The organism is Streptomyces sp. NPDC058758 (assembly GCF_042746075.1).
Classification (GTDB): Bacteria; Actinomycetota; Actinomycetes; order Streptomycetales; family Streptomycetaceae; genus Streptomyces.
Genome location: NZ_JBHYPS010000001.1, coordinates 62,637 through 85,831, shown reverse-complemented (window position 1 = coordinate 85,831; position 23,195 = coordinate 62,637). Strand labels below are relative to the sequence as shown.

Here is a 23,195-nt window from a genome sequence, read left to right as displayed (position 1 = left end):
CTTAGATCTGCTTGGCCGGAACGTTCAGCCCGGGTGAAGAGACCCCGGGTCACAGGGCCAGCTTGAAGCCCTCGTGGCTCCGGGCGTACCCCAGCGAGGCGTAGAAGCGGTGGGCGTCGGTGCGCTCCTTGTCGCTGGTGAGCTGGACGAGGGCGCAGCCGCGCGCGCGGGCCCGGTCCGCCGCCAGTTCCATCAGCCGGCGGCCGAGCCCGCCGCCGCGCCGGTCGGCCCGGACCCGGACCGCCTCGATCAGCGCCCGCTCGGCGCCGCCCTTGCCGAGCCCCGGGATGTAGGTGGCCTGGAGGCAGCCGAGGACGAGGCCGCCGTCCACCAGGACCAGCATCTCGTTGCGGGGATCGGCCTCGATGGCCGCGAAGGCCCGCTCGTACGCCTGGGTGACCGGGACGGTCGCGGGGTCGACGACCCGTTCCTCGTCGGCCAGGAGGGCGAGGACGGCGGGGAGTTCGGCGCGGGTGGCGGGGCGAAGGATCATGACCGGAATTCTCCCCCACCGAACCCCCTTGACCTCGACCAAGGTCGAGGGTGGAGGGTCGAACCGTCCGCACCGAGCAGGAGGAGACGCCCCGTGAACGCCGTCGCACACCCCGATGCCCGACCCGACCTCCACCGCCCCGGAGTCGGCGCCGTCCTCGTCAGCACCTGGCGGGTCGGCACCCCCGAGCGCCAGCGCGCCGCCGTCGAGGCCATCCGGAAGGCGTGGGAGAGCCGCGCGTGGCCGGACCTCGGCCTGCTCTCGTACAGCGTCCTCGCCGGGACCGACGGGGAGACGCTGCTGCACTACTCGCAGTGGACGGAGCAGGAGGCGTACGAGGACTTCGTCCGCACCTACCGCGACGACCGGAACGCCGAGATCGACGCCGCCGTGCCCGGCATCGAGCGGCTGGAGCTCCGCCGCTACGGGCCGGTCCACCGCTCCACCGTCCGCGGCGCGACGGGCACCGGGGAGCTGCCCGGGGTCGTCGTCATCGTCGAGGCCGACTTCGACCCGTCCGGCGCGGACCGCCGGGAGGAGTGGGTGGACCGCGTGTTCGAGGCCCTGGCCGAGGACGCCGCGGCGCGGCCCGCGTCCGGCGGGATCAGCGGTCGGTTCCACCTCTCCGCCGACGGCGGCCGGGTCCTGAACTACGCCGAGTGGGAGAGCGAGCGGGCCCACGCGGACTGGCTGGCGGACGAGGCCCGGACGAGCGAGGCCTGGACGCGGGTGCACCACCACCCGGCGCTCGCCGGCGGCCGCGTACGCAGGTACGCGCCCGCGCTCAGCCTGAGCGCGGGCGCGTAGCGCGGGTTCCCGGTTACGGGCGGAAGCGCAGGACCTGCGGGTCGTGGTCGCTGTCCTGGTCGGCGAACTCGGCGTTGATGTGCACGCTGTCGTACGCGAAGTGGTGCACGCCGGGGCTGGTCAGGATCTGGTCGAGGACCTGGCTGTTGCCCTGGTAGACGTACGAGTAGCGCTCCGAGCGGGGCAGCGACTTCACGGCCGGGTAGAGGGCGTCGCCGTCGGTCAGCGCCTCGGTCGTGCCGGAGAACTCGAAGTCGTTGATGTCGCCGACGACGAGGACGTCCGCCTGCTTGTCGACCGCGACGATCTCCTTCACGAAGGCGTTGACGGCCTGCGCCTGGAGGAGGCGCTTGGCCTCGGAGGAACGGTTCGGCGGCTGGTGGTGGGAGACGATCGACTCGTCGCCGCCCTTCGAGCCGAAGTGGTTGGCGATGACGAAGACCGTGCGGCCGCGGAAGGTGAACTCGCCCGCGAGCGGCTTGCGGCTGGCCTCCCAGGCGGCGTTCGCCGGGTCGATCCGGCCGGGGGAGAGGGTCAGCGCGGCGCGGCCCTTGGTGCCCGTGACACCGGTCGCGGTGGTCGCGTCGCCGCCCGGGCGGTCCACGAAGGAGACCCGCTCGGGGTTGAAGAGGAAGACCTGACGGATGTTGCCGCCGGGCTCGCCGCCGTCCTTGTTGTTCTCCGGGTCGACCGAGCGCCACGCGTACGCCGGGCCGCCGGCCGCCACGATCGCGTCCGTGAACTTCTTCACGGTCTGGCCGGCCGACACCGTGCCGTCGTTCTTGGCGCCGTTGTCGTCCTGGATCTCCTCCAGGGCCAGGATGTCCGGCGAGGCGAGGTTCTCGACGACCGCCTTCGCGAGGGCGTCGAACTTCTCCTGCGGGTCGGTCGGGTCGAGGTTCTCCACGTTGTACGTGGCCACGGCCAGCTCGTTCTTGTGCTGCTTCTCGGTGACCTCGCGCTCCAGGCCCATGTCCTGGAGGGTGCCGAGCGTGCGGGCGGTCAGCGTGTAGCCGCCGAACTGGTTGAAGTCGAGCGGGCCCTCGGTCGTGCCGGTCAGCCAGTCGCCCACGTTCGCCTTCGGGAAGGGCTGCTGGGCGAGCGGGATCAGCGACTGGATCTGGAGCCGGCCGGTGTTCTGGGAGTCGTACGAGCCGTAGACGGTGCCGCCGCGCTCGTTGTCGTTCTCCCACGGCTTCACCGTGACCCACAGCTCGGAGTACGGGTCGGTGGCGCCGACCACCCGGGAGGAGCCGACGCGGACGTTGGTGCCCTCCAGCGACTCGTAGTAGTCCAGGGCGTACGTCCCGGGCTCCAGGGTCAGCCCGTTGATCGAGCCGCCGTTCGCCGGGTCGCCCGCGGGGGCGTACGCGTCCGGCACCGACCAGGGGGCGATGGTGACCGGGGCGGGCAGCTCGTTGCCCTTCGAGACCACGGTGACCTTGGGGCGGGACAGCTGGGTCAGCGACTGGTTGCCGGAGTTCAGGCCGCCGGGGACGTACTCGGTGACCGTGCCGTCGACGCTGACCGCGTCGCCGACCGCGACCGTCGGGTTGGAGCTCGTGAAGACGAACAGGCCCTCGCTGGTGGCGGGGTCGCCGTCGCCCTGCGGGTCCTGCATCCAGAAGCCGCGCGAGGAGCCGTAGGTCCGGACCCCCGTGACGACGCCCGTCACACCGGTGACCTGCTTGCCGGCCAGCGGCGAGACCCGCGTCGTGCCCTGGACGTCGTGGATGCGGACCGCGGCGCTGTCCTCGGCCGCGGCGCTCTGCGAGCCGGCGAGCAGTCCGGCCGCGAGGGCGGCCGCGACCACCGCGGAGACGGCGGCGGTTCTCGGTATGGAGGAAGACATCAGGAGGCTCCGAGGGTGCTTGGAGGAAGGGCAGAGACATCTACGCGCGTCAATCTCTTGTGAGAGCGCCCCACTTGTCAAGGGTCGACGGGTGTACGAAGGCTGACGGTCCCGTGAACCGGCGGGCGGCACCCCGGATGCGTCTACGCTGAGTGCGCCGGTCCTCCCGGCCGCCGCCGGTCGCCACCGGCCGAACGTCCGAGATCCACCCCGCGATCCACACCGATCCACGCACGCGTCGAGGAGATCCCCCACATGGCTGCGGAGCACCCCACCCTTCCCCCCGTTCGGCTCCCCTCGGACGCGGAGCTGGCTCGGGAAGCCCTGGCCGCCCCCCTCCTCGCCCACGCCGTGCGCCTCGCCCGCTGGGCCGGACCCGACACCCGGGTCGGCGCGGGCGGCGAACTCGTCGACGAGCAGCTGCCGGCCGCCGCCGGCGTCCTCGGCCTCGGCGACGACGAGGACGCCGAGTACTGGGCGGGCGACGCCTGGCGGCTCGCCGTCGACACCGGCCTGGTCGACGTCGAGGACGGCGCCGACGACGACACCCCCGGCACCGCCGCCCCCGGCGAGAACCTCGGCGTCGTCACCGGCGGCGCGCCCCGGGACGTGCTCGCCCTCTGGCTCGACGCCTTCGAGGCCGTCTTCGCCGACGCCGTCGCGCCCGTCCTGGACGGCCTGGAGCCGCTCCTCGACGAGGACGGCGGCCTCGACCTCGACACCCTCGACTGGGACCCCGAGGCGGAGGCCGAGTTCCTGGAGGGCGTCCTCGGCAACCTCTACCTGCTGACGGTCAGCGAGGGCGGCCCCGGCGACGGCCCGGTGCCGCTGCCCGCGCTCGCCGCCTCCATGGTCGTCCCCGACGACATGGGCGAGCCCACCGACGACGTCCTGGAGCAGGTCTCCGACGCGATGATGCGGCTCGACGAGCAGTTCCGGCTCCTGGAGCCCATCGGCCTGGTCGAGTACCAGCCCGTCGACGAGGCCCTGATGGCCGAGGAGGGCGAGGAGCCCGCCGAGCCCGTCGACGACGAGGACGTCAGCCGCTACGGCATGGTCCGGCTCACCCCCCTCGGCCTCTTCGGCGTCCGCACCCGCATGGTGGAGGCCGGCGTCGACGCGCCCGCCGTCGGGGACCTCGCCGACAAGGGCGCCGACGCCCTCCTGGCCGGGCTCGCCGGCTACCCCGAGGCCGCCGCCCGCGCCGAGACCGAGGCCTGGCTCGCCGGCCGCGAGCCGGTGCCCGCCGCCGCCGAACTCCTCGCCGCCGCCCGCGGTTCCGACGAGGGGTCCCCGCTCCGCCGCCTCCACTGCCAGCAGGCCCTCGCCCTCGTCGGGCCGGAGGCCGAGCCGGTGGTCCGCGCGGTCCTCGACGACCCCGAGCTGGGCGGCCTCGCCCGGGTCTGGCTCGCCGAGCGCGGCGCCGCGGACGTGCCCGCCCCGCCGGAGTCCATGATCTTCTGGCTCGCCGTGGACACCATCGCCGCCCAGCTCGACGCCGCCGGCGACCTGACGGAGCTCCAGGAGCTCGTCGAGGGGCTGACCAGCCGCCACACCGGCTTCCTGGAGACCGCCTGGCGCGTCGAGCACCCGGCCACGGCCGACGTGCTCGACGCGATGGGCCGGCTCCACCCGGACAAGACGGCCGCCAAGGAGGCCCGCAAGGCCGCCTTCAAGGCCCGCTCGCGCGCCGGCGCGGCCTGATCCCTCCCCTTCCCCGGCGGCCGCCGCGGCGCTCCCTCCCCCGGACCGGGGGAGGCGGTCCGCGGCCGTTCCGCTGGTGTTCAGCCGCCGTTCCCGCGGGCGGGCGATGGTGGGGCGACATCAGGCCATCAGCAGGGGAGAGACCGCACACCATGGCGCTCAACCGCAGAGAGTTCACCCAGAAGTCCGCCGCCGCCGGCTTCGCCCTCACCGGAGCCGTCGGGGTCCTCGCCACCGCCCCCGAGGCCCTCGCGAGCGACGAGCGCGCGCACGGCGGCCCCGGCCACGACGACCACGGGCACGACGGGCACGGCCACGGCCACCACCGACTCGGCTACGGCCCGCTCGTCGCCGACCCCGACGGCATCCTCGCGCTGCCCGAGGGCTTCTCCTACCGCGTCGTCACCCGCACCGGCGTCACCCGCCTGGAGAGCGGCGAGTTCACCCCCTCCAACCACGACGGCGCCGCCACCTTCGCCGGCCCGCGCGGCGCCACGTACATCGTGTACAACCACGAGCTCAAGGGGGCCCGCTCCAAGTGGGAGCACCCCGTCCCGCTCACCGAGGGCCTCGTCTACGACCCTGCCGCGGCCGGCGGCTGCACGGTCGTCGAGGTGCAGCGCGACGGTACCGTCGCCGAGTGGGTCGGCATCGCCGGCACCTCCACCAACTGCGCCGGCGGCCGCACCGCCTGGGGCACCTGGCTGACCTGCGAGGAGAACTCCGACCTCGCCGGCAAGAACGGCATGACCAAGGACCACGGGTACGTCTTCGAGGTCGACCCCCGCGACCGCCGGGCCAACCTCGACCCCAAGCCCCTCAAGTTCTTCGGCCGCTACGACCACGAGGCCGTCGTCGTCGACCCCAAGCGCGGCCACGCCTACCTCACAGAGGACGCCTCCAACCCCAACGGGCTCCTCTTCCGCTGGGTCCCGCCGCAGGGCTTCGAGCACGGCCGCGGCCGCTACCGCCCGCTCGCCGACGACGCCGGCGTCCTCCAGGCCGCCAAGTGCACCGACTCCGCCGGGCGGTTCGTCGACGACCTCTCCCGCGCCACCCGCATCGGCACCGTCTATGGCGTCGACTGGACGGACGTCCCCGACCGCGACGGCCGCACCACGCCGGTCCGCAAGCAGTTCGCCGACGGCCAGGTCACCCGCGCCCGGAAGCTGGAGGGCATGTGGTGGGCCGACGGCGGCGCCTACGTCGTCTCCTCGTACGCCCGGGAGGAGAGCCCCGGAGCGGCCCACGACGGCCAGGTCTGGTTCTACGACCCCAAGCGCCGCACCCTCACCCTCAAGGTGCTGCTCGGCGTGAACGCCGCGCCCGACGAGGACGGCGCCTTCGACGGCCCGGACAACATCACCGTGTCGCCGTACGGCGGGCTTGTCATCGCGGAGGACGGCGAGGGCGTGTCGCACCTCTTCGGCGCCACCGACGCCGGCCGCACCTACCCGATCGCGCGCAACGACCTCAACGACAGCGAGTTCACCGGCGTCGTCTTCTCGCCCGACGGCGACACCCTGTACGCCAGCATCCAGACGCCGGGCATCATGGTCGCGATCACCGGCCCCTGGCGCCGCCAGCCCCGCCGCTGACGCGCCGCCGGCCCGGCCGGCTCCCGCGGGGAAACGGTGAGGATCCGCGTCGGGTTCCCGCCAGGTTCCCCGCTCCCCTGTCGGCTCCATGGACTGACATCTAACCTGTCAGTCCATGGACGACGCTCTGCGGCCCGTGGGCCGGACCCTGTTGCGCGACCGGGCCTACGAGTCGCTGCGCGAGGCGATCGTGCGCGGCGACCTCGCCCCCGGCGCCCTCCTGAAGGACGCCGACCTCGCCGACCGGCTCGGCCTCTCCCGCGCGCCGGTCCGCGACGCCCTCGCCCGGCTCACCGTCGAGGGCCTGGTCGAGACCAAGCCGCAGAGCTACACCCGGGTCACCCGGCCGGTCACCCGGATCGTCCGGGACGCCGCCTCCGTCGTGCGGGTGATGCACGAGCTCGCCGCCCGCACCGCCGTGCCGCTGCTCGGCCCCGAGGCGATCCGCGCGATGCGCGAGGCCAACGAGCGCTTCGCCGCCGCCGTCCGCGCCTCCGACGTCGAGGCCGCCCTCGCCGCCGACGACGAGCTGCACCAGGTCCTCGTCGGCGCCAGCGGCAACCACGCGGCCGCCGCCACCATCGACCGCTACACCCCGCTGATCCGCCGCGTCGAACGCCGGCTCTTCGGGGACTCCGGCAGCTGCGGCTCCGCCGAGCTGCACGCCCGCCTGATCGACGCCTGCGCCGCCGGGGACGCGGAGGAGGCCGTCCGGATCACCAGCGAGATCTGGGCCGCGCTGGAGCAGCTCGCCGACGACGCCACCGAGGTCGCCGAGGTCACCGGGATCCCCGCGCCCGCGGGGCCGTGACCCGCGCCGGTGCCGCGCCACCGCCCTCGGAGCCGTACCCCCGTCCCGTCCGCCACCCCAGGGAGAGCCGCCCGTGCCGATCACCGACTTCGACCGCTATCCGCTCCTCTTCGGACCCTCGCCGGTCCACCCCCTCGAACGGCTCGCCCACCACCTCGGCGGCGCGGCCCTGTGGGCCAAGCGCGAGGACTGCAACTCCGGCGTCGCGTACGGCGGGAACAAGACCCGCAAGCTGGAGTACCTGGTCGCGGACGCCCTCGCGCAGGGCTGCGACACCCTCGTCTCCATCGGCGGCGTGCAGTCCAACCACACCCGTCAGGTCGCCGCCGTCGCCGCCCGCGCCGGGCTCAGGTGCGTGCTGGTGCAGGAGAGCTGGGTCGAGTGGCCCGACTCCGTCTACGACAAGGTCGGCAACATCCTGATCAGCCGGCTGGCCGGCGCCGACGTGCGGCTGGTGCGCGCGGGCTTCGGGATCGGCTTCAAGGAGAGCTGGGAGCAGGCGCTGCGCGAGGTCGAGGAGGGCGGCGGAAAGCCGTACGCGATCCCGGCCGGTGCCTCCGACCACCCGCTCGGCGGCCTCGGCTTCGCGAACTGGGCCTACGAGGTGGCCGAGCAGGAGCGGGAGCTGGGCGTCTTCTTCGACACGGTGGTGGTCTGCTCGGTGACCGGCTCCACCCAGGCCGGCATGGTCGCCGGCTTCGCCGCGCTCGCCGAGGAGGGCGGCAGGCCGCGTCGGATCATCGGGATCGACGCCTCGGCGAAGCCCGCCGAGACCCACGGGCAGATCACCAGGATCGCCCGGAACACCGCCGCGCTCATCGGGGTGGAGCGCGCGCTCACCGGCGCCGACGTGGAGCTGGACGAGCGCTACCACGCCGGCGTCTACGGCATTCCGGACGAGGCCACCCTCGACGCGATGCGGCTGGCCGCCCGCACCGAGGGCATGGTCACCGACCCCGTCTACGAGGGGAAGTCGATGGCCGGGCTGATCGACCTGGTGGACCGGGGCGAGATCGCGTCCGACGCGACCGTGCTCTACGCCCACCTCGGCGGCCAGCCCGCCCTCAACGCCTACAGCGCGCTGTTCTAGCGCGCGGGGGCCGGCCGCTCAGAGCGCCTGGGCGGCCGGCTTCACCATGCCCCGGACGGTCCGGGACTTCACGAAGTCGCCCATCGCCGTCATCTCCCACTCGCCGGAGAACTGCCGGATGAGCTTGGCCATCATCACGCCGGTCTGCGGCTCGGCGGAGGTCAGGTCGAACCGCACCAGCTCCTCGCCGGTCGACGCGTCCAGCAGTCGGCAGTAGGCCTTGGCGACCTCGGTGAACTTCTGTCCGGAGAAGGAGTTCACCGTGAAGACCAGACCGGTGGCGTCGGCCGGCAGCCGGCCCAGGTCGACGGTGATGACCTCGTCGTCGCCGCCGCCCTCGCCCGTCAGGTTGTCGCCCGAGTGCCGGATCGATCCGCCGAGGATGTTCAGCTTGCCGAAGTAGCAGCTGTCCAGGTGGTTGCGCTGGGGGCCGAAGGCGATGACCGAGGCGTCCAGGTCGATGTCCTTGCCCCGGTACGCGGGCTCCCAGCCGAGGCCCATCTTCACCTGGGAGAGCAGCGGGCGGCCGCCCTTGACCAGCGACACCGTCTGGTTCTTCTGGAGGCTGACCCGGCCCTTGTCGAGGTTGATCTTGCCGGTGGGGGCCGGGGCGGCGGGGGCGGCCGGGGCCGCGGCGGCGAGCCGCGGGTCCGCCGGGGGAGCCGGCGGCATCGGCGGGGGAGTGAAGGAGGGCAGCGTCTGCGCGGGCGGCGCGACCGGGGCCGGGGGCGCGGCGGCCGGGGCGGCGGGCTCCTCGTCCACGCTCACGCCGAAGTCGGTCGCGATGCCGGCCAGGCCGTTCGCGTACCCCTGGCCGACGGCGCGGACCTTCCACGCGCCGTTGCGCCGGTAGATCTCGACGACCACCAGGGCCGTCTCGGTGGCCAGTTGCGGCGGGGTGAAGGTGGCGATGACCGCGCCGCTGTCGGCTTCGCGGACGGTCGCGGTGGGCTCGATGCCCTGGAAGGTCTGGCCTGCGGCGTCCGGACTGGCCGTGACCACGATCCTCTCGATGCCGGCGGGCAGGCCGCCGGTGTCCACCAGGATCGCGTCGGGCGCGGTGCCGCCGCCGGAGCGGTAGGTGACGCCGGGGCCGGCGGGCTGGTTGTAGAAGATGAAGTCGTCGTCCGAGCGCACCTTGCCGTCGGCGCCGAGCAGCAGGCCCGAGACGTCGAGCCGCACGGGGGCGGCGACGTCCACCGCCACGCGGGGGGCGGTGAGAGGAAGGTTCGAGCCGGGGGTCATTGCGGTCATGCCAGGCTCAACGATCCGGGTCCCTTTGCCGTTCCCTTACCCGCGGCGGGTTCGGCCACCTTGGTTACGCGGGTGGTTCCGGGCCTGCCGCTCGTTGCCGAAACGGTACGCGCCGGTCCAGCGGGCCATCACCAGCTGGGGGTCGCCGGACTCCGCCTCGGCCAGGAACCTCACCGCCCTGGCGCCGCGCAGCACGCCGGCGGCGCGGCCGTGGTGGGTGAGGACGACGGAGCCGTCCTTGCGCTCCTGGTACGCGAATCCCTGGGGTCGTGGCATGCCGGGCATCCTGCCCGTCCCGGGCAGGTCCGTCATATGAATTATCTTTCGCATCGTGGGTGCTGCGGGTGGGAGCTCTTTCGAGACCGGGGACGTCGACGAGGCGCGCCAGGAACTCGACGCGCGCTACTACGCGAGCCGGATGGACGTCGTCGACGAGCACCGCTCCTTCGCGGCCCGCTTCGACATCGTCGAGTTCGGACCGCTGGTCATCGGCGACCTCAGCTGCGGGGCCGACGTCCGGATGAGCTTCGGCGAACTCGGCGCCTACCACGTCAACGCGCCGCTCAGCGGCACCATGGAGATGCGCCAGGGACGCGGACCCGCCGTGTACGCCTCCGCCCGCGAGGCGCTGCTCCTCGACCCCGCCGGGGACACCTTCCTCGACCGCTGGAGCGGCGACGGGCGGATCCTCTCCGTCAAGGTCGGCGCCGCCGAGCTGCGCGACCGGCTGGAGAGCCTGCTCGGCCGCCCGCCGCACGGCGGCCTCGTCTTCCGCCCCCGCCTCGACATCGCGCGCGGCCCCGGGCTCGGCTGGGTGCGGTTCGCCCGCAGGGTCGCCGCGGAGGCGCTCGCCGGGGAGGGCCTCGCCCACCACGAACTGGTCGCCCGCCCGCTCCAGGAGGCGCTGCTCAACGGGCTGCTGCTGGCCGCCGAGCACCCCTGGCGGGACGAGCTGGCCCACCCCGGCGGGCCGCGCCGGCCGGCGCCGGTCAAGCGGGCCATGGACGCGGTGCGGGAGCGCCCCGAGCACCCCTTCACCACCGGCGAACTCGCCGTCCACGCGCGCGTGAGCGTCCGCCGGCTCCAGGAGTCCTTCCGGGAGTACGTCGGGATGTCGCCGATGGCCTTCGTCCGGGAGGTCCGGCTGGAGCGGGTCCGCGAGGAGCTGCGGGCGGCGGAGCCGGACGAGGTGAGCGTGAGCGAGGTCGCCTGGCGCTGGGGCTTCGCGCACCAGGGGCGGTTCGCCGCGCACTACCGCGAGAAGTTCGGCGAGTCCCCGTCGCGGACGCTGCGGACGGCGCCCTGAGGCGGCTGGCGCCCTGAGGCGGACGGTGCGCCCCGGTGTGCCTCCGTGCCCCCGACGGCCGCGCATTCCGGACAGAGGCCGCGTTACGCGGCTCGCGGCGATCTTGGCGGCGTCCTACGGTGGGGAGGTCCGGCGCTGCCAGCGCGCGCCGTCGAACCGGGCCCGGCCGGCTCCCCCGTATCACCGGCCGGGCCCGCGGACGTCCGCTCCGTCCCCGACCGGCCCCGGCAGCGCCGGCCCCCGCGGCCCCCGGACCCGGCGGCCCGGGCCGCCGGCTCACGCGGTCGGGTGCGGCCAGCGGGGCGGCGTGGGGGTGGTGAAGCCGCCGCCCAGGTAGAGGTCGTCGGGGCTGTCCTTCTCCGGGAGGCCCCGCTCGGCGAGCAGCTTCTCCGCGTACGCCTCCGAGTCGTCCCGCGGGTCGTAGCCGAGGGCGCGGGCGGTCGACAGGTCCCACCACTCGCGGGTGTTGGCGGAGGAGCCGTACACCACGGTGTGCCCGACGGACTCCGCGGTGAGCGCCGCGTGCAGCAGGCGGGCGCAGTCGGCGGGGCTCAGCCAGAGCGAGAGCATCCGGACCGAGGTGGGCTCGGGGAAGCAGGAGCCGATGCGGACGGAGACGGTCTCGACGCCGTGCCGGTCCCAGTAGAGCTGCGCCAGGTCCTCGCCGAAGCACTTGGAGAGGCCGTAGAAGGTGTCGGGGCGGTGCGGGGTGGTGACCGCCACCGGGGGCTCGCCGTCGCGCGGGCGGGGGGTGAAGCCGACGGCGTGGTTGCTGGAGGCGAAGACGACCCGGCGGACGCCCTCCTCGCGGACCGCCTCGTAGAGGTGGTGGAGGCCGGTGACGTTCGCCGCGACGATCGCGTCGAAGTCGGCCTCCAGGGAGATGCCGGCGAGGTGCACGACCGCGTCCACGCCGCGCACCGCCTCGCGCAGGGCCGCGCGGTCGGCGAGGTCGGCGACGATCGCGTCCGGCGCGCCGGGCACGGGGACGGCGTCGAGGAGGCGGAGCGCGTACCCGTGGGCGGGGAGCAGCTCCCGCATGAGGGTGCCGACGCCGCCGGCGGCACCGGTGAGCAGGAGGGTGCGGGGTGCGGGCATCGGGCGGTTCTCCTCGGCTGGGCGCGTCGCCGGTGGGCGGCCATTCACGGACGTGGACACGCTAGGGAGGGGGCGGAGAGGCCGTCAAGGTGCCGTCTCACCGGGTGCGTTCGTCTTGACCGGGGTAGCGGGGGAGAGCTAGCGTGCGAGCGTCGTTCATGGATGTGAACGTCCAGGACCCGTGTGACGCGTACTCCCGGGAGCGCCCGTGACCACCCCCGCCCGCCCCCGTACGGGAGCCTTCCTCTACCCCTGGGACGTCGACGGCGACCCCGCCGCCCCCGCGCTCCTCGCCGGGCTCGGCGTCCAGCAGGTCACCCTCGCCGCCGCGTACCACTCCACCCGGGCGCTCAGCCCCCGCCACCCGGACCGGCGGGTCGTCACCGCCGAGCACGCCGCCGTGCTCTACCCGCCGGACCCCGGCCGCTGGGCCGGCCGCCGGCTCGCCCCGTACCCGGCGGGCGACTGGGCCCCCGGCGACGCCTGGGCGCGGGCCGCGGAGGCGCTCGACGGCACCGGCCTCGCCGTGCACAGCTGGGTCGTCCTCGCCCACAACTCCCGGCTCGGCGCCGACCATCCGGACACCTCCGTCGTCAACGCCCACGGCGACCGCTACCCGTGGGCCCCCTGCATCGCGCACCCCGAGGTCCGTGCCCTCCTGGTGGACCTCGCCGCCGAGGCCGCCGTCCGCCCCGGCGCCACCGGCACCGAGCTGGAGTCCTGCGGCTGGTACGGCTACGCCCACCTGCACGCCCACGACAAGACCGGCGGCGTCCCGTTCGACGACCGCGCCCAGCTGCTGCTGTCGCTCTGCTTCTGCCCGCACTGCCGGCAGGGGTACGCGGACGGGGGCGCCGACCCGGACGCGCTGGCCGCCGCCGTCCGCGCCGCCCTCGCCCCGGTCTGGGCCGGCACCGGACCCGCCGGGGACCTCGGCGCACCGGAGGCGGCCGCCCTCGCCTGGCGGGCCCGGACGGCCCGCTCCCTCCAGGAGGCCGTCGTCGGAGCCGTGCGGGCCGCCGCCCCGCCCGGCTTCCGGATCCTGCTGCACGCCGACCCCGACCCGTACCGCTGCGGCGCCGACGCGGGCACCGACCCCGCGCACGTCCTGGGCCTCGCCGACGGGGTGGTGGCCCGGCCCCACCGGCTCGCCGCCTTCGCCGCGCACCGGCCGGCCGGCGCCGCCCTCGCGGCCAACCTCTCCGTCGTCACCGGCATGGGCGGCACCCCCGGCCGCCTCGCCGAGGACGCCCGGCGCGCCCTCGCCGACGGCGCCACCGAACTCCGGCTCTACCACGCGGGCCTGGCCTCCGACGGCGACCTGGCGGCGGTCCGCACCGCCCTGGCGCGCCTGGGCTAGCCGCTCGCCCCTGTCCCTGCCCCCCCGCCTCCGCTTCCGTCTCCGCCTCCGTTTCCGTCTCCGTGCCCGCCTCCGGCCGTCCGGCGGGGAGGCGGAGGGCCGAGGCGCGGGTGCCGGCCACGCGGGCGCGGGCCGGGGTCTCGTCCGCCGTGCCGTCGCGGACGGTCTCGTGCAGCCGCTCGTGCTCCCCGCGCATCGGGTCGTCGCCGTCCGCCTCGGCGGAGGCGAGCCGCTGAGGGGAGTCGGCGTCGAGCGAGGCCGCCTCGCGCGGCCCGACGCCCGCCACCACCGGGCCCCGGCGCGGCGGGCGGCGCGGAGGCCTTCGCCCCCGGTCGCCGCACGGCCTCGCGCACCGGCGCCCGGGAAACCACCGGTTCCTCGGCGATCTTCCGCTGCGGGGGAGCGCTCCAGCCGGGCGCCCCGGGACGGGGTGGGGTCCTCGCGCTTTGGGGCGGGTGGCGGAATTCCCTGCTCGGAAACCATTGCCTGACATTTGGTATACCAATTATGTTGTCCCGCGTCGCTCTCGCCAGGGCGACCTGAAGGGGTCGGCGGGGGAAGTGACCCTTCTCGTATCCCATCGAGCCGCTCGGAAAACCGCCAAGGAGCCCCATGAACGAGGCCACCGCCCCGCCCCCGACCGCCCGCTGCGCACCGCCCGTCCTCGGCGACGAGCCCACCGCCCTCCTCGGCGCCACCCTCCCCGAGGGGCGCCTCGCCGACGTCCTCCTCCGGGGCGGCCGGATCCACGCCGTCGAGGACCACGACCCCCGCCGCCCCGCCCCGGCCGGTGCCCTCCCGCTCGACGGCGCCCTCCTGCTGCCCGCCCTCGTCGACGGCCACGCCCACCTCGACAAGACCCTCCTCGGCGGCCCCTGGCGTCCCCACCTGGCCACCGCCACCCTCCGCGAGCAGATCGAGGCCGAGCGCGCCGCCCGGCGCGACACCCCCGTGCCGGTACGGGACCGGGCCGCCGCCCTCGCCCGCCGGATGGTCTCCCTCGGCACCGGCCACGTCCGCTCCCACGTCGACGTCGACCCCGACACCGGCCTCGACCACCTGCACGCCGTCCTGGAGGTCCGCGAGGAGTTCCGCGACCGGCTCGGCATCCAGCTCGTCGCCTTCCCGCAGAGCGGGGTCGTCACGGCCCCCGGCGTCGCCGAACTCCTCGACGCCGCCCTGGCCGACGGCGCCGACCTGGTCGGCGGCCTCGACCCGGTCGGCTTCGACGGCGACGCCGCCGGCCAGCTCGACACCGTCTTCTCCCTCGCCGAACGCCACGGCAAGGGCATCGACCTGCACCTCCACGACGGCGGCGAGACCGGCACCGCCCAGCTGAGGGACATCGCCGCCCGCACCGCCGCCGCCGGGCTCGGCGGCCGGGTCGCCGTCAGTCACGCCTACGCCCTCGGAGACGTCGACGACGCCGAACTCGCCCGCACCGCCGCCGCCCTGGCCGCCGCCGGCGTCGCGATCATGACCAACGGGCCCAGCGGCCCCATGCCACCCGTCCCGCGCCTCCACGAGGCGGGCGTCCGGGTCTTCGCCGGCTCCGACAACATCCGCGACACCTGGTGGCCCTACGGCACCGCCGACATGCTGGAGCGGGCCACGATCATCGGCCTGCGCTCCGGCCTGATGACCGACCCCGAACTCCGGCACGCCGCCGCCCTCGTCACCGGCGAGGCCGCCGCCGCCCTCGGCCTGGAGGGGTACGGGCTCCACCCCGGCGCCCGCGCCGACCTCGTCGCCGTCGCCGCCGGCTCCGTCCCCGAGGCCGTCGCCGCCCACCCCCGCCGGCTGCTCGTGCTGCACGCCGGCCGGATCACCGGCCCCGCCCCGGACACCGCCTACGCCGTCCCCGCGCCCCAGCTCCCCCCTGCCGGAGGAACCAGATGACCACCGACACCCTGCCGACCGCGCCGGACGCGGCGGAACCGGCGGGCCGCCTCGCCTCCGGCCGGATCGGCACCTTCGACCTCGTCTTCTTCGTCGTGGCCGCCGCCGCCCCGCTCACCGTCATGGCCGGCGTCGCCCCCTTCGCCATCGGCATCGGCGGCGCGGGCGCCCCGCTCGCCTACCTCGTCTCCGGCATCCTGCTCGCCCTCTTCGCCGCCGGCTTCACCGCGATGAGCCTCTACGTGCGCAACGCCGGCGCCTTCTACGCGTACGTCTCCCACGGCCTCGGGCGCGTCCTCGGCGTCGGCACCGCCTACGTCGCCGTCGTCTCCTACAACCTCGTCACCCCCGGAGTCGCCGCCGCCTTCGGCTACTTCGCCGCCGGATCGGTCAGGGACGCCACCGGCCTCGACGTCCCCTGGTGGCTGCTCTCCGGTGCCTGCGTCCTCGCCGTCGGCGTGCTCGGCTGGCTGAAGGTCACCCTCAGCGCCAAGGTCCTCGGCATCGCCCTCGTCCTGGAGGTGCTCTCCCTCGTCATCATGGACGGCGGCATCCTCGCCGAGCGCGGCACCGCCGCCCTCGACACCGCCTCCTTCGCCCCCTCCACCCTCGCCGCGGGCGGCGCCGCCGGCATGTTCGTCCTGGTCATCGGCGCCTTCACCGGCTTCGAGGCCACCGCGATCTTCGCCGAGGAGGTGCGCGAGCCGCGCCGGACCGTGCCCCGCGCCACCTTCATCGCCATCGGCTTCCTCGCCGTCTTCTACGCCCTCGGCTGCTGGCTGATCATGGGCGCCTTCGGCACCGGCCGGGCCGTCGAACTGGCCCGCGGCGACGGCGGGACGGACCTCACCTTCACGGCCGCCGCGACCTACGCCGGGCCCTGGCTCGCCGACTCCATGCACGCGCTGATCATCGTCAGCGCCTTCGCCGCCACCCTCGCCTTCCACAACGCCGGCGCCCGCTACCTCTACGCCCTCGGCCGCGAGGGCCTGCTGCCCCGCCGGCTCGGCGCGGTCTCCGGGAAGCACGGCTCGCCCGGCGGGGCCGTCGTCGCCCAGACCGGCTTCAACCTGCTGCTGACCGGCGCCGGCGCGCTCCTCGCCGCCGACCCGTACGGCGAGGTCTTCCTCTGGACCAACAGCGTCGGCGTCCTCGGCATCATGGGCATGCAGGCGCTCACCGCGCTCGCCGTCTGGGCCTACTTCCGGCGCGACCGGAAGGGACTCCCGGTGTTCCGGGTGGTCGTGGCGCCGCTCGTCTCCTGCGCCGGACTCGCCCTGCTCACCGTGCTCGCCGTGGTCCACTTCGACCTGCTCACCGGCCGCACCGGTGCCGTGAACACCGCCCTCCTGGTGCCGCTGCCGCTGGTCCTGGCGGCCGGCCTCGCCGTCGCCCTCCGCATCCGGCGCGCCGACCCGGAGCGGTACGCCTCGCTCACCACGGTGGACGTGGAACGCGGCTGAGCGCGCACGCGGGAGGGGGGCGGGTCCTGCCGGAGGACCCGCCCCCCTCCCGTGCGTACGGCTCAGACCAGGCGGCCGTCCCGGGCCACCACCCGGCCCGCCCGGACCACCAGGTCCCGGCGCGGCTGGTCCACCACGACCTGGGGCAGGCACTCGCCCTCGACCAGCATGAAGTCGGCCGGGGAGCCCGGGCGCAGGTCGGCGGCGGGCAGGCCCATCAGCGCCGCGCCGCCGTGGGCGGCGACGTCGAAGCAGGCCTCCAGTTCCTCGTCGAGCCGGGCGTCCAGGGCCCAGCCGGCCAGCCAGGCGCGGTGCAGCATGTCGCCGTTGCCGTACGGGCTCCAGCTGTCGCGGACGCCGTCCGAGCCGAGGCCCACCGTCACCCCGCGCTCGGCGAGCCGCCGGAACGGCAGGACCGTCGTCTCGCCCAGGGCGACCGTGGTCAGCGCGACCCCGGACCCGGCGAGGAGGTCGGCCAGCTCGTCCAGCTCCCGGCCGGCCAGGCCCGCCACGGCGAAGGCGTGCGCCACCGCCACCCTGCCGCCCAGGCCGGCCGCGCGGGTGCGGGCGGCGATGTCCCGGATCACCGCGAGGCCCGGCTCGCCCCGGTCGTGGAGGTGGACGTCGAGCCCGAGGCCGTGCTTCTCGGCGAGGCCGAAGACCAGGCCGAGCTGGTCGCCGTCCCGGTCGCCGGTGGCGTCGAAGCCGGTCGGGTCGATGCCGCCGATGTGGCTGACCAGACCGCTCGCCGCGGCCTCGGCGAGCAGCTCCGCCGCGCCCGGCTCGCGGACCACGCCGTGCTGCGGGAAGGCGACCAGCTCGACGTCGACGATCCCGGCCAGCTTCGCGGCGGCGTCCGCGATGCCCTCGACGCCGGCCAGGCCGTAGGCCGGGGCCACGTCCGCGTGGGCCCGCATCGCGCGGGTGCCCAGGGCCGCCGCGTGGGACATCAGGCGCAGCGCCCGCTCGCCCACCGGGGTGGGCAGGGTGCGGGCCAGGTCCACGTCCCCGGCGACGTACTCCGCGATGCCCTCGGCGGGGCGGCGGCGGTACCAGGGCTCGCCCCAGGAGGTCTTGTCCGGGTGGACGTGCGCGTCGACCAGGGTCGGCAGGGCCAGGCGCCCGCCGCCGTCGACCCGCTCGACGGCGGCGCCCTCGGGGACCTCCGCGACGAGCACCCCGTCGACGGCGATCAGGTCACGGGCGGGGCCGCCGAGGGGCCGTACGTCGTGGAAGAGGGTCGCGGTGCGGGGCGTGGGGCTCACGGAGGTCTCCTTCGGCTCGGGCGGAACCCTTTTGGTATACCATGTGGGGGCCTCGCTCCGAAGCGGCGACGGCCCCCTCACCAGGCCAGCTTCTCCAGCGCGTCCAGGTCGAGCGCCGCCGTCGGCGCGGGCCCCGGACCGGCGACCCCGGGCCCGCCGGGCCCGCCGTCCGGCCCCACCCGCAGCTCCGCCCAGATCGTCTTCCCCCGCCGCCCGTACCGCGTCCCCCAGCGCTCCGCGAACCGCGCCACCAGGTACAGCCCCCGCCCGCCCTCGTCCGTCTCCGCCGCGTGCCGCAGGTGCGGCGAGGTGCTGCTGCCGTCCGACACCTCGCACACCAGCGTCCGGTCGTGGAGCAGCCGCACCCGCACCGGGTCCGCCCCGTACCGCACCGCGTTGGTGACCAGCTCGCTCAGGATCAGCTCCACCGCGAACGCCGCCTCGTCCAGCCCCCACTCGGAGAGCTTGGCCGCCGCCGCGTTCCGCACCGGCGACACCGCCGCCGGGTCCCGCGCCACCTCCCACTCGGCGATCCGGTCCGCCGGCAGCCGCCGGGTCCGCGCCACCAGCAGCGCGATGTCGTCCCGGGGCGCCGGCGACAGCAGGTGGGCGAGCACGTCCGCGCAGATCTGCTCGGGGCTCCGGTCCGGCCGCTCCAGGGAACTGCGCAGCAGCCGCAGCCCCGCCCCCAGGTCCCGCCCGTGGTCCTCCAGCAGGCCGTCCGTGAAGAGCACCAGCGTGCTGCCCTCCGCGAGCCGCAGCTCCGTCGACTCGAACGGCACGTCCCCCAGCCCCAGCCCCAGCGGCAGCCCCGGCGCCAGCGGCGGGAACTCCACCCTCCCCTCCGCGTCCACCACCGCCGGCCCCGGATGCCCGGCGCTCGCCACCGTGCACACCCCGGACGCCGGGTCGTAGATCGCGTACAGGCAGGTCGCGCCGGTGATGGTCTCCTCCCGCCGCCCCCGCCCGCCCTCGCCCGCCGCCGCGGGCTCCCCCTCCTCGTCGATCCGCCCGGTCAGCTCGTCGAGGTGGCCCAGGATCTCGTCGGGCGGCACGTCGAGCGTCGAGAAGTTGTGCACGGCCGTCCGCAGCCGGCCCATCGTCGCCGCCGCGTGCAGCCCGTGCCCCACCACGTCGCCCACCACCAGCGCCACCCGCGCCCCCGGCAGCGGGATCACGTCGAACCAGTCGCCGCCGACCCCTGCCTTCGCCGGCAGGTAGCGGTACGCCACCTCCACCGCGTTCTGCTCGGGCAGCACCCGGGGGAGCAGGCTCCGCTGGAGCGTCACCGCCATCGCGTGCTCCCGGGTGAACCGCCGGGCGTTGTCGATCGCCACCGCCGCCCGCGCCGCCAGCTCCTCCGCGAACTCCCGGTCCTCCTCCCCGAACGGCTCCGGGGTGTCCGACCGCCAGAAGTTCGCCATCCCCAGCACCACGTCCCGGGCCAGCAGCGGCACCGTCACCAGCGAGTGCATCCCGTACGCCAGCGCCCCGGCCGCCCCCTCCGGGTCCTGCGCCCGCCAGCCGTCCGCCGCCGCCAGCTCCGGCTGCACCACCGCGTGCCCCTCGGCCAGCGCCGTCGCCATCGGCGTGCTCGGCACGTGGAAGCGGATCACCTCGCCGACCCCCTGGAGCGGCTGCTCCGCCCGCAGCCCGCTCAGCGCGGTCCTGCGCATCTCCGACAGCGTCGAGTCCTGCGGCGGCTCCTCGCCCCGCAGCACCGGCTCCAGGAGTTCCACCGTCGCGAAGTCCGCGAAGCGCGGCACCGCCACCTCCGCCAGCTCCTCCGCCGTCCGGACCACCTCCAGGGTCGTCCCGATCCGGACCCCCGCCTCGTACAGCAGCTGGAGCCGGCCCCGGGCCACCTCCGCCCGCCCGGAGAGCGCGGCCAGCTCCGTGGTGTCCCGCATCGTCATCACGCTGCCCGAGCCGGAGCCGTCCGGGGTGGTGGGCCGCACGCTGACCGCGAGCAGCCGGTCGCCCGCCCGGTGCACCTCGTCCGTCGCGGTCCGCCCGGACTCCAGGAGCTCGACGGTGCGGGGATCGAGCCCGAGCTCGCCGACCGGCCGCCGCTCGGCGTCCGCCGGCAGGCCGAGCAGCCGCCGCGCCTCGTCGTTGGCGAGCAGCAGCCGCCCGTCCGCGCCGACGATCAGCACGCCCTCGCGGACCGCGTGCAGCACCGCCTCGTGGTGCTCCTTCATCCGGGTCATCTCGGCGGGCCCCAGCCCGTGCGTCTGGCGCCGCAGCCGCCGCGACACCAGCGCCGCGCCGCCCACCGCGAGCAGCAGGGCGCCGCCGCCCGCGGCCAGCAGCACCACCAGCCGGCCCCGCACCGCCTCGCTCAGCGACTGCACCTCGATGCCGCTCGTCACCATGCCGACGATCCGGCCGTCGTCGGCCACCACCGGCACCACGGCCCGCACCGCGTCGTTCGGCGCGCCGCGGAAGGTCTCCGTGTACGACTCGCCGTCCACCACCGCCCGGGAGAGGTCGCCGGTCGCCTTCCGGCCGATCAGCCCGGTCTCCACGTCCGTGTACCGCACCCCGTCGGTGCCGAGCACCGCGACGAAGTCCACGCCGGTCGCCACCCGGGTCTGCTCCGCCCGTTCCTGGAGCGCCGCCGTCGGGTCCGGCGAGGTCAGCGCGTCGTCCACGCCGGGCGCCTTGGCGAAGGCCTCCGCCACCGCCAGCGACCGCACCTCGGCGTCCCGCAGCACGTCCTGCCGGGCCTGCTGGAAGGTGACCAGGACGGCCGCCACGATCACCAGGAGCGCGATCAGCGCCTCCAGGGCGAGGACCTGTCCCGCGAGGCTCCGCAGCCCCGAGCCGCGCCGGGGCCCGCCCCGCCGGGCGCTCATCCGGTGCTCCGGGCGATGAGCAGCGCCACGTCGTCCGGGGCGCCGGGGCGGCGCAGCTCCCGCAGCAGCCGGTCGCAGCTCTCCTCCAGGGACAGCTCCCGGGTCGCGTCGACGAGCGCGACGAGCAGCGCGAGCCGTTCGTCGATGGGGGCGTCCCGGGTCTCGATGAGCCCGTCGGTGTACAGCACCAGCCGGTCGCCGGGCAGGAAGGGCACCCGCGCGGTGCGGAAGGTCCCCCCGCCGACGCCGAGCGGCACCCCGGTGGAGAGGCCGACCAGCTCGGCCGGGCCGTCGGCCGGGAGCCGCACCGGCGGCAGGTGGCCGGCGTTCGAGATCCGGCAGCGGTGCCGCCGCGGGTCGTGCACGGCGAACAGGCAGGTGGCGATGGACTGCTCCAGACCGAGGGTGATCCGGTCCAGGTGCCGCAGCACCTGGCCGGGGGAGAGGTCCAGGTCGGCGAAGGCGCGGGTGGCGGTCCGCAGCCGGCCCATGGTCGCCGCCGCGTCGATGCCGCTGCCCATCACGTCCCCCACCACCAGGGCCGTCTTCCCGCCGGGCACCGCGATCACGTCGTACCAGTCGCCGCCGACCTCGCTGGACGCCTGGGCCGGCTGGTAGCGGGCCGCCGCCTCCAGGCCGGGGCGGACGGGCGGATCGCCCGGCAGCAGGCTGCGCTGGAGCGTGACGGCCGAGTTCCGCACGCTCTGGTACCAGCGGGCGTTGTCGATGCTCACCGCCGCCCGGGCCGCCAGTTCCACGGCGAGCAGCAGGTCCTCCCGGTCGAACGGCAGCGGGTTGTGCCGGTCGCGCTTCAGGTCGAGCGCCCCGAGCACCTCCCCGCGCGCGATCAGCGGCACCGCCAGGTACGAGTGCACCCCGGCCCGCGCCAGCTGCCGGGCGGCTTCGGGGCTCCGCGCGATCCGCGGCAGGTCCTCGGGGCCGACCCGGGCCACCAGGACCGGTCGTCCGGTGCGCACGCAGCGGGTGACCAGCCGGTCCGCGCCGTAGAGCGCGACCGAGCCGGGCGGGTCGGCGGCGGGCAGCGCCTCCGTCTCGTGCCCGGCCTTCACCGCCAGGGCGCGGAAGAGCGCCGGGCCCTGCTCGGGGGTGCCCGGCCGGCGCAGCGCGAGCACCGAGTCGAGGACGTCGACGGCGGCCACGTCGGCGAGGGCCGGCACCACCACCGACGCCAGCTCGTCCGCCGTCCGCTCCACCTCCAGGGTGGTGCCGACCCGGGCGGAGGCGTCCGCGATCAGGGCGAGGCGCCGCCGGGAGCGGTCGGCCTCCGCGTCCGCCCGGTACCGCTCGGTCACGTCGACCACCCAGGCCGCCACCCCGAGGACCCGGCCCCCGGCCGCCTCCAGCCGGTGGAAGGACACCGACCAGGCGTGCTCGCCGCCGCCCGGGTCGGACGGGGTGGTGCCCACCGCCCGGAGGCCGAGCCGGGGTACCCCGCTCTCCAGCACCTGCCGGGCCGCCGCCTCCAGGGGCTCCGCGGCCGCGCAGGGCAGCACCTCGGAGGGCCGGCGCCCCAGGTGCCGGGCGGCCGGGACCCCGTCGAACCGTTCGAGGGCCGGGTTGACCAGGGCGTACCGCAGCTCGGGGTCGAGGACCGCGAGGCCGATCGGGGACTGCTCGACCAGCCGGTCGGAGAGCGCCAGCTCCGTCTCCACCCGGGCGACGGTGGCCCGGTCGGCGGCGATGCCGAGCGCGTACAGGTCGCCCAGGTCGTCGGTCAGCCGCATGTTGCGGAACTCCACCTCGCGGGTCGACCCGTCCTTGTGCCGTACGGGGAAGGTGCCCGCCCAGGTGGTGCCGCGCCCCAGCACCTCGCCGAAGAGCCGCATCGCGTCGGCCCGGTGCTCCTCGCCGACGATCAGCCGGGCCACGTACTGCCCGAGGGCCTCGTCGGCCCGGTAGCCGAAGAGGCTCTCGGCCTGCGGGCTCCACAGCACGATCCGCCCGGCCGCGTCCACCACGACGGCGGCCACCCCGATCACGTCGAGCAGCCCCTGCCCGTCGAAGGAGGCCCCCGTCCCCCGGGAGCCGGGCCCGGAGCCACCGCCCGCCGCCTCCGCGCCACCCGGGGCCCGCGGATCGCCCGGGGCGTCAGGGGCCTGCGGATCGCCCGGGGGCGGCGGGCCGTCCACGGCCTCCGGACCGTCCGTGGCCCGCGGGTCGACCAGGGCGTCCAGGGCATGCGGGCCGCCCGGGGCATGCGGGCCGTCCAGGGCGTCGGGGCCGTCCGCGGCCTGCGCATCGTCCGGGGTCTGCGGGCCGTCGGGGGGCCGCGGGCCGTCCGGGGTCTGCGGGCCGTCGGGGGGCCGCGGGCCGTCC

17 protein-coding genes are annotated in these 23,195 nt (G+C 75.7%); 9 read left to right on the top strand and 8 right to left on the bottom strand.

What is annotated here, in order from left to right:
* Nucleotides 1–49 precede the first annotated feature (49 nt).
* Nucleotides 50–493, bottom strand: coding sequence for a GNAT family N-acetyltransferase (locus ACFW6A_RS00390; RefSeq protein ID WP_386637973.1), 444 nt, complete (start codon nt 491–493; stop codon nt 50–52).
* A 93-nt stretch (nt 494–586) separates the two neighbouring features.
* Between ACFW6A_RS00390 and ACFW6A_RS00385 the strand changes: the two genes are divergently transcribed.
* Nucleotides 587–1,300: an antibiotic biosynthesis monooxygenase gene (locus ACFW6A_RS00385; protein WP_351842265.1), complete on the top strand. Its 714-nt coding sequence runs from the start codon at nt 587–589 to the stop codon at nt 1,298–1,300.
* A gap of 13 nt (nt 1,301–1,313) precedes the next feature.
* Here the strand turns inward: ACFW6A_RS00385 and ACFW6A_RS00380 are convergent, their stop codons facing one another.
* Complete coding sequence (locus ACFW6A_RS00380; RefSeq protein WP_386637969.1) at nt 1,314–3,152, bottom strand: endonuclease/exonuclease/phosphatase family protein; 1,839 nt, start codon at nt 3,150–3,152, stop codon at nt 1,314–1,316.
* A gap of 255 nt (nt 3,153–3,407) precedes the next feature.
* Here ACFW6A_RS00380 and ACFW6A_RS00375 point away from each other — a divergent pair, with 255 nt between their 5' ends.
* The 4 genes from ACFW6A_RS00375 (at nt 3,408) to ACFW6A_RS00360 (ending at nt 8,355) form a co-directional block, all read left to right on the top strand.
* On the top strand, nt 3,408–4,856 hold the full coding sequence (locus ACFW6A_RS00375) for a hypothetical protein (RefSeq protein WP_386637966.1): 1,449 nt from the start codon (nt 3,408–3,410) through the stop codon (nt 4,854–4,856).
* 152 nt (nt 4,857–5,008) lie between these two features.
* A complete protein-coding gene (locus ACFW6A_RS00370) occupies nt 5,009–6,454 on the top strand; it encodes an alkaline phosphatase PhoX (RefSeq protein ID WP_386637963.1) in 1,446 nt (481 codons plus the stop codon).
* Nucleotides 6,455–6,569: 115 nt separating this feature from the next.
* On the top strand, nt 6,570–7,265 hold the full coding sequence (locus ACFW6A_RS00365; RefSeq protein WP_351842257.1) for a GntR family transcriptional regulator: 696 nt from the start codon (nt 6,570–6,572) through the stop codon (nt 7,263–7,265).
* A 73-nt stretch (nt 7,266–7,338) separates the two neighbouring features.
* Nucleotides 7,339–8,355: a 1-aminocyclopropane-1-carboxylate deaminase gene (locus ACFW6A_RS00360; protein WP_351842255.1), complete on the top strand. Its 1,017-nt coding sequence runs from the start codon at nt 7,339–7,341 to the stop codon at nt 8,353–8,355.
* Between the two features lie 18 nt (nt 8,356–8,373).
* Here ACFW6A_RS00360 and ACFW6A_RS00355 read toward each other — a convergent pair whose 3' ends face one another.
* Together ACFW6A_RS00355 and ACFW6A_RS00350 are read right to left on the bottom strand one after the other, a co-directional pair.
* A complete protein-coding gene (locus ACFW6A_RS00355; RefSeq protein ID WP_351842343.1) occupies nt 8,374–9,600 on the bottom strand; it encodes a TerD family protein in 1,227 nt (408 codons plus the stop codon).
* 45 nt (nt 9,601–9,645) lie between these two features.
* Entirely contained in the window at nt 9,646–9,885 is a 240-nt protein-coding gene (locus tag ACFW6A_RS00350) for a hypothetical protein (RefSeq protein ID WP_351842253.1), read from the bottom strand.
* Nucleotides 9,886–9,940: 55 nt separating this feature from the next.
* Here ACFW6A_RS00350 and ACFW6A_RS00345 point away from each other — a divergent pair, with 55 nt between their 5' ends.
* Nucleotides 9,941–10,915, top strand: coding sequence for an AraC family transcriptional regulator (locus ACFW6A_RS00345; protein WP_386485006.1), 975 nt, complete (start codon nt 9,941–9,943; stop codon nt 10,913–10,915).
* Nucleotides 10,916–11,191: 276 nt separating this feature from the next.
* Here the strand turns inward: ACFW6A_RS00345 and ACFW6A_RS00340 are convergent, their stop codons facing one another.
* Nucleotides 11,192–12,013 (bottom strand): NAD(P)-dependent oxidoreductase, encoded by an 822-nt coding sequence (locus ACFW6A_RS00340; RefSeq protein WP_351842249.1) that lies wholly within the window; start codon nt 12,011–12,013, stop codon nt 11,192–11,194.
* Between the two features lie 208 nt (nt 12,014–12,221).
* On the opposite strand from ACFW6A_RS00340, the gene ACFW6A_RS00335 reads away from it, so the two are divergent.
* From ACFW6A_RS00335 to ACFW6A_RS00325, 3 genes are all read left to right on the top strand, one after another.
* The gene (locus ACFW6A_RS00335; RefSeq protein WP_351842247.1) at nt 12,222–13,373 is read left to right on the top strand and encodes a hypothetical protein; all 1,152 of its coding nucleotides are present in this window, start codon (nt 12,222–12,224) and stop codon (nt 13,371–13,373) included.
* 612 nt (nt 13,374–13,985) lie between these two features.
* Nucleotides 13,986–15,272 carry an amidohydrolase gene (locus ACFW6A_RS00330; RefSeq protein WP_351842245.1) on the top strand — a complete coding sequence of 429 codons (1,287 nt, stop codon included), beginning with the start codon at nt 13,986–13,988 and terminating at the stop codon, nt 15,270–15,272.
* Nucleotides 15,269–16,735 (top strand): APC family permease, encoded by a 1,467-nt coding sequence (locus tag ACFW6A_RS00325; RefSeq protein ID WP_351842243.1) that lies wholly within the window; start codon nt 15,269–15,271, stop codon nt 16,733–16,735. Before ACFW6A_RS00330 ends, ACFW6A_RS00325 begins: the two co-directional genes overlap by 4 nt.
* A gap of 62 nt (nt 16,736–16,797) precedes the next feature.
* Here ACFW6A_RS00325 and ACFW6A_RS00320 read toward each other — a convergent pair whose 3' ends face one another.
* The 3 genes from ACFW6A_RS00320 to ACFW6A_RS00310 form a co-directional block, all read right to left on the bottom strand.
* Complete coding sequence (locus ACFW6A_RS00320; protein WP_386637957.1) at nt 16,798–18,000, bottom strand: amidohydrolase; 1,203 nt, start codon at nt 17,998–18,000, stop codon at nt 16,798–16,800.
* Between the two features lie 77 nt (nt 18,001–18,077).
* Entirely contained in the window at nt 18,078–20,858 is a 2,781-nt protein-coding gene (locus ACFW6A_RS00315; protein ID WP_351842239.1) for a SpoIIE family protein phosphatase, read from the bottom strand.
* Nucleotides 20,855–22,867: a SpoIIE family protein phosphatase gene (locus tag ACFW6A_RS00310; protein ID WP_351842341.1), complete on the bottom strand. Its 2,013-nt coding sequence runs from the start codon at nt 22,865–22,867 to the stop codon at nt 20,855–20,857. The genes ACFW6A_RS00315 and ACFW6A_RS00310 overlap by 4 nt, the downstream gene beginning before the upstream one ends.
* Between the last annotated feature and the right edge of the window lie 328 nt (nt 22,868–23,195).

Bases quoted from the DNA above. Each gene is read 5' to 3' on its own strand.
- ACFW6A_RS00390 (WP_386637973.1), bottom strand. From the start codon at position 493: ATGATCCTTCGCCCCGCCACCCGCGCCGAACTCCCCGCCGTCCTCGCC.
- ACFW6A_RS00380 (WP_386637969.1), bottom strand. From the start codon at position 3,152: ATGTCTTCCTCCATACCGAGAACCGCCGCCGTCTCCGCGGTGGTCGCG.
- ACFW6A_RS00375 (WP_386637966.1), top strand. From the start codon at position 3,408: ATGGCTGCGGAGCACCCCACCCTTCCCCCCGTTCGGCTCCCCTCGGAC.
- ACFW6A_RS00370 (WP_386637963.1), top strand. From the start codon at position 5,009: ATGGCGCTCAACCGCAGAGAGTTCACCCAGAAGTCCGCCGCCGCCGGC.
- ACFW6A_RS00365 (WP_351842257.1), top strand. From the start codon at position 6,570: ATGGACGACGCTCTGCGGCCCGTGGGCCGGACCCTGTTGCGCGACCGG.
- ACFW6A_RS00355 (WP_351842343.1), bottom strand. From the start codon at position 9,600: ATGACCCCCGGCTCGAACCTTCCTCTCACCGCCCCCCGCGTGGCGGTG.
- ACFW6A_RS00350 (WP_351842253.1), bottom strand. From the start codon at position 9,885: ATGCCACGACCCCAGGGATTCGCGTACCAGGAGCGCAAGGACGGCTCC.
- ACFW6A_RS00340 (WP_351842249.1), bottom strand. From the start codon at position 12,013: ATGCCCGCACCCCGCACCCTCCTGCTCACCGGTGCCGCCGGCGGCGTC.
- ACFW6A_RS00330 (WP_351842245.1), top strand. From the start codon at position 13,986: ATGAACGAGGCCACCGCCCCGCCCCCGACCGCCCGCTGCGCACCGCCC.
- ACFW6A_RS00325 (WP_351842243.1), top strand. From the start codon at position 15,269: ATGACCACCGACACCCTGCCGACCGCGCCGGACGCGGCGGAACCGGCG.
- ACFW6A_RS00315 (WP_351842239.1), bottom strand. From the start codon at position 20,858: ATGAGCGCCCGGCGGGGCGGGCCCCGGCGCGGCTCGGGGCTGCGGAGC.